Source organism: Streptomyces sp. NPDC059371 (assembly GCF_042751995.1).
GTDB lineage: Bacteria > Actinomycetota > Actinomycetes > Streptomycetales > Streptomycetaceae > Streptomyces.
This window is the reverse complement of sequence record NZ_JBHYXD010000010.1, coordinates 150,899-159,596: the sequence shown is the minus strand read 5'-3', so window position 1 is coordinate 159,596 and position 8,698 is coordinate 150,899. Positions and strand designations below refer to the sequence as shown.

Annotated in this window: 6 protein-coding genes; 2 read left to right on the top strand and 4 right to left on the bottom strand. The window is 70.1% G+C overall.

The window, feature by feature from the left end; translation table 11 throughout:
* Window positions 1-122: 122 nt before the first annotated feature.
* The 3 genes from ACFXGX_RS09140 to pdhA are packed head-to-tail and all read right to left on the bottom strand — an operon-like array spanning window position 123 to window position 3,814.
* Window positions 123-1,592 carry a dihydrolipoamide acetyltransferase family protein gene (locus ACFXGX_RS09140; protein WP_384786927.1) on the bottom strand — a complete coding sequence of 490 codons (1,470 nt, stop codon included), beginning with the start codon at window positions 1,590-1,592 and terminating at the stop codon, window positions 123-125.
* A 9-nt stretch (window positions 1,593-1,601) separates the two neighbouring features.
* Window positions 1,602-2,582, bottom strand: coding sequence for an alpha-ketoacid dehydrogenase subunit beta (locus ACFXGX_RS09135; RefSeq protein ID WP_384786924.1), 981 nt, complete (start codon window positions 2,580-2,582; stop codon window positions 1,602-1,604).
* A 2-nt stretch (window positions 2,583-2,584) separates the two neighbouring features.
* Window positions 2,585-3,814, bottom strand: coding sequence for a pyruvate dehydrogenase (acetyl-transferring) E1 component subunit alpha (gene pdhA / locus ACFXGX_RS09130; RefSeq protein ID WP_384786921.1), 1,230 nt, complete (start codon window positions 3,812-3,814; stop codon window positions 2,585-2,587).
* Window positions 3,815-4,226: 412 nt separating this feature from the next.
* Between pdhA and ACFXGX_RS09125 the strand changes: the two genes are divergently transcribed.
* A complete protein-coding gene (locus tag ACFXGX_RS09125) occupies window positions 4,227-4,889 on the top strand; it encodes a response regulator transcription factor (protein ID WP_355765121.1) in 663 nt (220 codons plus the stop codon).
* 185 nt (window positions 4,890-5,074) lie between these two features.
* On the opposite strand, the gene ACFXGX_RS09120 is transcribed toward ACFXGX_RS09125, so the two are convergent.
* Window positions 5,075-6,637, bottom strand: a complete 1,563-nt coding sequence (locus ACFXGX_RS09120) for a protein kinase (RefSeq protein ID WP_384786918.1) — start codon at window positions 6,635-6,637, stop codon at window positions 5,075-5,077.
* 304 nt (window positions 6,638-6,941) lie between these two features.
* On the opposite strand from ACFXGX_RS09120, the gene ACFXGX_RS09115 reads away from it, so the two are divergent.
* Window positions 6,942-8,555, top strand: a complete 1,614-nt coding sequence (locus ACFXGX_RS09115; RefSeq protein ID WP_384786915.1) for a protein kinase — start codon at window positions 6,942-6,944, stop codon at window positions 8,553-8,555.
* The last annotated feature ends 143 nt before the right edge of the window (window positions 8,556-8,698 follow it).

The following is an 8,698-nucleotide window of genomic DNA, read 5'->3' as shown; positions in this document are numbered from 1 at the left end:
CCTGTCTTTTACCCCGCCCGCCCGCCCTTTCTCCCCCCCACACCCCCGGGGGGGCCGCGGGGGGGGGGGGCCGCCCCGCCCCCTTCCTGTTGGCGTCCGGGCTCGGACCCCGGCCGATCGGGCTACGCCCAGGTGATCAGCCGCTTGGGCTGCTCCAGGACGGCCGCCGTGTCGGCGAGGACCTTGGAGCCGAGCTCGCCGTCGACCAGGCGGTGGTCGAAGGACAGCGCCAGCGTGGTGACCTGACGGGGCTTGACCTTGCCCTTGTGGACCCAGGGCTGCGGCTTGATCGCGCCCACCGCGAGGATCGCGGACTCGCCGGGGTTGAGGATCGGCGTGCCCGTGTCGACGCCGAAGACGCCGACGTTGGTGATCGTCACCGTGCCGCCCTGCATCGCGGCCGGCGAGGTCTTGCCCTCGCGGGCCGTGGCCACCAGCTCGCCCAGCGACTCGGCGAGCTGCGGCAGGGTCTTGCTGTGGGCGTCCTTGATGTTCGGCACGATCAGACCCCGGGGGGTGGCCGCGGCGATGCCCAGATTCACGTAGTGCTTCCGGACGATCTCCTGGTTGGCCTCGTCCCAGGACGCGTTGACGTCCGGGTTGCGCTTGATCGCGACCAGCAGGGCCTTGGCCACCAGCAGCAGCGGATTGACCCGCAGCCCCTGCATGTCCTTGTCCTGCTTGAGCTCCTCGACCAGCCGCATCGTGCGCGTCACGTCGAGCGTCACGAACTCCGTGACGTGGGGCGCGGTGAACGCGGACCCGACCATGGCGGTGGCGATCGCCTTGCGGACGCCCTTGACGGGGATCCGGGTCTCACGCGCGCCGTCGTACGACGCGGCCGGGGCCGGGGCCTGCGGCTGGACCTGGACCGGGGCCTGCGGGACGGCTGCGGGAGCCGAGGCCGCGAGGGGGGCGGGCGCCTGCGCCGGGGCGGCCGCCGCGTGCACGTCCTCCCGCGTGATGATGCCGTCCGGGCCCGACGGGGTGACCGTCGTCAGGTCGACACCGAGGTCCTTGGCGAGCTTGCGGACCGGGGGCTTGGCGAGCGGCCGCTGCCCGCCGGGCGCGGTGCCGTGGGCGGTGCCGTGGGCGTGGCCGTTGAGCTCGCCCTGGATCGCGGTGGCCGCGTAGAGCGTCTCGCCCTGCTGGGCGGCGGGGGTCTCGGCTCCCTTGCGGGGGCGCCGCTTGGTGGAGGACTCCGCCACGCCGTACCCGACGAGGACCGGCTTGCGGCCCTCGGGCTTGGCCTCCTCGGCGGGGGCTTCCACGGGAACGGCGGGAGCCTGTGCGGCGGCCGGGGCCGCCGGCGCGGGCGCCGCGCCACCGGACACGTCCACCGAGATGATCACCTGGCCGACGTCCACCGTCGTGCCCTCGGGGAAGCGGAGCTCGCTCACCACACCGTCGTACGGGATCGGCAGTTCGACCGCGGCCTTGGCGGTCTCGACCTCGCAGACGACCTGCCCGTCGGTGACCTTGTCACCGGGCTGGACGTACCACTTGAGGATCTCCGCCTCGGTGAGTCCCTCGCCCACATCGGGCATCTTGAACTCGCGGAGTCCCGACGCGTTCTCAGTCATCGTCGTCACGACTCTCTCCTAGTACGCCAGCGAGCGGTCGACGGCGTCGAGCACCCGGTCCAGGCCCGGAAGGTACTCCTCCTCCAGGCGGGCCGGCGGGTACGGGGCGTGGTAGCCGCCGACCCGCAGAACGGGCGCCTCCAGGTGGTAGAAGCACCGCTCCGTGATGCGGGCCGCGATCTCCGCGCCCGTCCCCAGGAACACCGGCGCCTCGTGCGCGACGACCAGGCGGCGGGTCTTCTCGGCCGAGGCCTGGATCGAGTCGAAGTCGATCGGGGACATCGAGCGCAGGTCCAGGACCTCGATCGACTTGCCCTCCTCCTGGGCGGCCGCGGCGGCCTCCAGGCAGACCTTCACCATCGGGCCGTACGCGACCAGGGTGAGGTCGCTGCCCTCGCGCGCCACCCGCGCCTTGTGCAGCGGACCGGGGATGGCGTCCTTGTTGACCTCGGCCTTGTCCCAGTAGCGCCGCTTGGGCTCGAAGAAGATCACCGGGTCGTCGCTCTGGATGGCCTGCTGCATCATCCAGTAGGCGTCGCCGGCGTTCGAGGGCGAGACCACCTTCAGGCCCGCCACGTGCGCGAAGAGCGCCTCGGGGGACTCGGAGTGGTGCTCGACCGCGCCGATGCCGCCGCCGTACGGGATACGGATGACGACGGGCAGCTTGATCTTGCCGAGCGCCCGCGCGTGCATCTTCGCGAGCTGGGTGACGATCTGGTCGTACGCCGGGAAGACGAATCCGTCGAACTGGATCTCCACGACCGGGCGGTAGCCGCGCAGGGCCAGGCCGATCGCGGTGCCGACGATGCCCGACTCGGCGAGCGGGGTGTCGATGACCCGCTCCTCGCCGAAGTCCTTCTGGAGCCCGTCCGTGACCCGGAAGACACCGCCGAGCTTGCCGACGTCCTCGCCCATGATGAGGACCTTGGGGTCGGTTTCGAGAGCCGTACGCAGCGATTCGTTGATCGCCTTGGCCAGCGCCATCTTTTCCGTCGTCATGGCTACTTGCCCTCCCCTGCGTCCGCGAACGACGCCTGGTAGGCGGCGAACTGGGCGCGCTCCTCGTCGACGAGCGCGTGCCCGTCCGCGTACACGTTCTCGAAGATGGCGAAGTGATCCGGGTCAGGCATGGCCCGCACCACATCGCGCACCCGCTTGCCCAACGCCTCGCTCTCGGCCTCGAGTTCCGCGAAGAATCCCTCGTCCGCGTGGTTCGCGGACTCCAGGTAGGCGCGCAGGCGCAGGATCGGGTCCTTCGCCTCCCACGCCTCGCGCTCCTCGTCGGCCCGGTACTTGGTCGGGTCGTCGGAGGTGGTGTGCGCGCCCATGCGGTAGGTGAAGGCCTCCACCAGCGTGGGGCCCTCGCCGCTGCGGGCCCGCTCCAGCGCCCACTTGGTGACCGCGAGGCAGGCGAGGACGTCGTTGCCGTCGACGCGGACGCCGGGGAAGCCGAAGCCCTGAGCGCGCTGGTAGAGCGGCACACGCATCTGGCGCTCGGTCGGCTCGGAGATCGCCCACTGGTTGTTCTGGCAGAAGAACACGACCGGCGCGTTGTAGACGGCGCCGAAGTTGAAGGCCTCCATGACGTCGCCCTGGCTGGAGGCGCCGTCACCGAAGTACGCGATCACGGCCGAGTCGGCGCCGTCCTTGGCGATGCCCATGGCGTAGCCGGTGGCGTGCAGCGTCTGCGAGCCGATGACGATCGTGTACAGGTGGAAGTTGTTGCCGTTCGGGTCCCAGCCGCCGTTGTTCACACCCCGGAACATGCCGAGCAGGTTGGTCGGGTCGACTCCGCGGCACCAGGCGACGCCGTGCTCGCGGTAGGTCGGGAAGACGTAGTCGTCGTCACGGGTGGCGCGGCCGGAGCCGATCTGGGCGGCCTCCTGGCCGAGCATCGAGGCCCACAGGCCCAGCTCGCCCTGGCGCTGCAGGGAGGTGGCCTCCGCGTCGAAGCGGCGGCTCAGGACCATGTCCCGGTACAGGCCGCGCAGCTCCTCGGGGGTGATGTCGGCGACGTACGGGTCGTACGTGGCGTCCTTGACCCGCTTGCCTTCCGGGGTCAGCAGCTGAACGAGCTCCGGCTCGCCGCCCGTCGCACCGGGCGACTTCTTGGCGGCCGCGCCGGCGCTCCTGCTCGCGGCGCTCTTGGTACCGGTCGTACTGGCGCTCGCGGCGCTCTTCGTACCGGCGCTGCGTCGCGGCTTGCGCGCGGCAGTGCTCTCCACGGTCACGTGTGCTCCTCCGTCGGTCCGGCCCCCGGGGTTGCCGGAAGGCTGGGTTCCCCCTCGCTCGCGGTTCGAGTTCGGGAGAGCGGCTCGCCTGTTCCGGCACCCGTGCACGGGGTGGGTGCCACTCGGCCGGGAACAGGCGTGACAGGTGCCCCGGCGAGCGCCCTGCAACTGCCACGTTACCCAGTGCTTCACATTTCTGTGAAACCCCTCCTGACCTGCGATTTTGATAGGAAATCCAAGTACTTGGAAACGTGAATTTCCTACTAGATCGAGCAGATCGGAACAGTCGCTGGTCACAGCACTGGTCACAGCCTTGCAGGGGGCCGGAACCCTGGCACGTTATCCCGGCCACCCCGGCCTCGGGAAGAGTTCACCTGGGGCAATGCCGAGGGCCGTGTGTGAGACTGACACCGTGCGTGAAATCGGGAAAATCACGGTATTCCTCCTCGATGACCACGAAGTGGTCCGGCGCGGCGTCCACGAACTGATCTCGGTCGAGGACGACCTCGAAGTGGTGGGGGAAGCGGGTACGGCGGCCGACGCACTGGTACGGATCCCGGCCACCCGCCCGGACGTGGCCGTCCTGGACGTACGTCTCCCGGACGGCAGCGGGGTGGAGGTCTGCCGCGAGGTCCGCTCCGCGAACGAGGACATCAAATGCCTGATGCTGACCTCGTACGCCGACGACGAGGCCCTCTTCGACGCGATCATGGCAGGCGCCTCGGGCTATGTCCTCAAGGCGATTCGCGGCCATGAGCTGCTCACGGCCGTACGGGATGTCGCGGCCGGAAAATCCCTGCTGGACCCGGTGGCCACCGCGCGTGTCCTGGAAAGGCTGCGGGACGGCGGCGGCAAGGACAACGGCCGGCTCTCCCGTCTCACCGACCAGGAACGCAGAATCCTCGATCTGATCGGCGAGGGGCTCACCAATCGCCAGATCGGGGAGCGACTGCACCTGGCCGAGAAAACGATCAAGAATTACGTGTCGAGCCTGCTCTCCAAACTGGGAATGCAGCGCAGGTCGCAGGCGGCCGCCTATGTGGCCCGCAAACAGGCGGAACAGCGACATCCTTGAATGACCAGGGGCTTGTGGCCCCTTGGGTGCTGGTGACCCCTTTGGGGCTGGTGACCCTTTGGGACTGGTGACCCTTTGGGACTGGTGACGCCTTTACGGAGACCGGACGCAAAAAGCGGACGGAAAGAATCCGATCTCCCGGATCCCGAAACGGACCCGGGAGGACCGGACGAGGTCGGCCCAGGTCAGCCCAGGTCCCCCGCGGCGGGGGACTCGGTGCCGCCGCCGGCCGGCTCGCTGGACTCCGGCTCGTCCGTCGGCGTCGCCGGGGTGCTCGGCTCCGCCGAGGTCGGCGCGGTCTTCGTCGGCTCGTCCGTCGGCTCGTCCGTCGGCTCCGGGGTGGTGGCGTTCCGGGTCGGCTCGTACGTCGGGGGGTCGTCCGTGGTGTCGCCGGTGTTGGTCGAGTCGTCCGACGTGCCGTCGTCCGAGGACTGGTCCGTCGAGTCGTCGGTGGGCTGATCGGTGGCGTCGTCCTGCTTGTTGGAGTGCGAGACGGTCGGCGTCGGCGTGGTGCCGGTCCCCGAACCCGTGCCGTTGCCCATGTTGTGCAGCGCGAGCCCGACACCGCCGGCGATGGCGATCAACGCGAAGACCGCGAGGAGCCACAGCTTGCCGCGGCCGCTGCCCCGGTTGCCGTGCCCCTCGAAACCACCGTCGTCACCGGCCCCGTAGGCCGGGATGAGCGGCGCCGGGATCTGCGTGGTGCCGTAGTCGCCGGGGTGCGGCAGCGACGCCGTGCCGGCGAAACCGGCTCCCTGGCCGTGCGGCCCCTCGTGCATGGTGACCGGGCCGGTGTTCCAGGTGCCGGTGTGGCTGCCCTGGTCGTACAGCATCTGGAGCGCGTACTGGACGAGTCCGCGCATCTCCTCGGCGGTCTGGAACCGGTCGTCCGGATCCTTCGCGAGGGCGCGCATGACGAGCCCGTCGAGCTCCGGCGGCACCTCGCCCGAGACCTCCGAGGGAGGCAGCGGGATGTCCTGGACGTGCTGGTAGACCACCGACAGCGGGGTCTCGCCGGTGAACGGGGGGCGCAGCGCGAGGAGTTCGTAGAGCAGGCAGCCGGTCGCGTACAGGTCGGAGCGGTGGTCGACGGCCTTGCCGAGCGCCTGCTCCGGGGAGAGGTACTGCGGGGTGCCCATGACCATGCCGGTCTGGGTCATCGTCGACTGCGCGCCGTGCAGGGCACGCGCGATGCCGAAGTCCATCACCTTGACCGCGCCGGTCTCCGTGATGATCACGTTCGCCGGCTTGATGTCGCGGTGCACGATCCCGTGCTGGTGCGAGTAGGCCAGCGCCTCGAGGACACCGGAGACGATGATCAGCGCCTGCTCGGGCCCGGGGGCCTCGGCGTTGATCAGCAGATCGCGGATCGTGTGACCCTCGACGATCTCCATGACGATGTACGGGACGACGCCGTGCCCGACCACGTCCTCGCCGGAGTCGTACACAGCCACGACCGCGTGGTGGTTGAGCCCCGCGACCGACTGCGCCTCGCGCGTGAAACGCGCCTTGGACACGGGGTCCTCGGCCAGATCGGAACGGAGCAGCTTCACCGCCACGGTCCGTCCCAGGCGCACGTCCTCCGCGGCGAACACCTCGGCCATGCCGCCCCGGCCGAGCCGGTGTGTCAGCCGATACCGGCCGTCGCCGACCAGCCCGCCGTTACCCCACAGCTCCGGCGCATCTGACATACCGCCGCCAGTCGCCTCGGGGTCGGACGGGCCCTGAGCGCGCTGCTGCTGTGCCATCAGTCCTCGCCGTCGTTTCTGCCCGCGGTCTGCGCGGTGGTTGTTACGGTCTCCGTCGGGCCACGCTACAGGCTCCACGCGGGGCACCGGTCCGAGATGAGCGTGAGATGGACCGGCCGTGATGTCCGTCGAAGTCGGTCGGTGCACATTCCGTGTACCGGGCGTACGTCACCTGTAACGCTTCCGCGACGCTTCTTTCTCAGACGGTCACGGAACGGGCACCGAGCTTGACGTGTCCGTGCCCTCGGGCAGACTTGGCCCGGAATAAGCCAATCGATCACCGATGCCGCGGGGGACGCAGAAGATGAGCCAGGACGGCGCACAGGGCCGGTACGCGGGGCGCGCGGTCGCCGGCGGCCGCTACCAGTTGCGCGATCTGCTCGGCGAGGGCGGTATGGCCTCGGTGCATCTCGCCTACGACTCGGTGCTCGACCGGCAGGTCGCGATCAAGACCCTGCACACCGAACTCGGCCGGGAACAGGCCTTCCGCGAGCGCTTCCGCCGCGAGGCCCAGTCGGTGGCCAAGCTCACGCACACGAACATCGTCTCGGTGTTCGACACCGGCGAGGACGACCTCGACGGCATGACGACGCCGTACATCGTCATGGAGTACATCGAGGGCAAGCCGCTCGGCTCGGTCCTCGACGCGGACATCCAGCAGTACGGCGCGATGCCCGCCGACAAGGCCCTGAAGATCACCGCGGACGTCCTGGCGGCCCTGGAGATCAGCCACGAGATGGGCCTGGTCCACCGGGACATCAAGCCCGGCAACGTGATGATGACCAAGCGCAACATCGTCAAGGTCATGGACTTCGGCATCGCCCGCGCCATGCAGTCCGGCGTCACCTCCATGACGCAGACCGGCATGGTCGTCGGCACCCCGCAGTACCTGTCCCCGGAGCAGGCCCTCGGCCGGGGCGTCGACGCCCGGTCCGACCTGTACTCGGTCGGCATCATGCTGTTCCAGCTCGTCACCGGGCGGCTGCCGTTCGAGGCGGACTCCCCGCTGGCGATCGCGTACGCGCACGTCCAGGAGGAGCCGGTCGCGCCCTCCTCGGTCAACCGCTCGCTGCCCCCGGCCGTGGACGCGCTGATCGCCCGCGCACTGAAGAAGAACCCGAACGAACGCTTCCCGAGCGCCGAGATCATGCGCGACGAGTGCCTCCGGGTCGCCCAGTCCTTCCAGGCCGCCGCGCCGAACATCGTGCCGGGCGCCCAGACACCGAGCGGTTCGGGCGTCGGCTCCGCCGTCTTCCCGCCGGTCGACCAGGGCACCCCGGCCCCCGGCCCCGTGCAGACGCCGTACCAGCCGAACCCGTACGGCACGCCGACGCCCGCACCGGCGTACGGCTACCCGCAGCAGGGCGGCTACCCGACTCCGCCGCAGACCTCCGCGTACGCCGGGCAGCACGGCGCCTCCACGCCTCCCCCGTACAACCTCTCGCCCCAGCCCGCCGGCGGCCAGGGCGGCGGCGGGAGCAACAAGTCGGTCGTGGTCGGCTCGGTCCTGGTCGCGCTCATCGCGATCGGCGGTCTGATCACGGCGCTCACCCTGAACGGCGGGAGCGACGACGACAAGGGCGGCGGCGACAGCACCGCCAGTTCGTCGACCACCGCGGTCGCGGGCCACAAGGGTCCGGACACGTCGAAGACGATCGACACCGAGAAGTGCACGGACGCGACGGAGTCGTACAACGACCCGAAGAAGATCGAGGTCCCCGACTTCCACTTCAAGAACCTCACCTCGGTGAAGTCCTGCTTCCAGGCCGCCGGTTGGCAGATGAAGATCACGCGGGTGGACGAGAACACGTACGGCGAGGACACGATCATGGACCAGTTCCCCTCCGCCGGTGACGACGTCGACCCCAAGAACATGCCCGAGATCGAGCTCAAGGTGTCCTCGGGCGACCCCTCCTAGGGTCCCAGCGGGAAGCGGCATCTCCCAGGGTCCCAGCGGGAAGCGGCATCGGGAACGGGGGGGGGGGCGCGGGGGGGGGCGGCGCCCCGGTGGGTGGGGTGTGGGCCCACGCCCAGGGGGGTGGGGGGGGGGGGGGCTTGAGC

What these genes read in the sequence shown, in the direction of transcription:
- ACFXGX_RS09120 (WP_384786918.1), bottom strand. Translation starts at nt 6,637, where the DNA reads ATGGCACAGCAGCAGCGCGCTCAGGGCCCGTCCGACCCCGAGGCGACT.
- ACFXGX_RS09135 (WP_384786924.1), bottom strand. Translation starts at nt 2,582, where the DNA reads ATGACGACGGAAAAGATGGCGCTGGCCAAGGCGATCAACGAATCGCTG.
- ACFXGX_RS09115 (WP_384786915.1), top strand. Translation starts at nt 6,942, where the DNA reads ATGAGCCAGGACGGCGCACAGGGCCGGTACGCGGGGCGCGCGGTCGCC.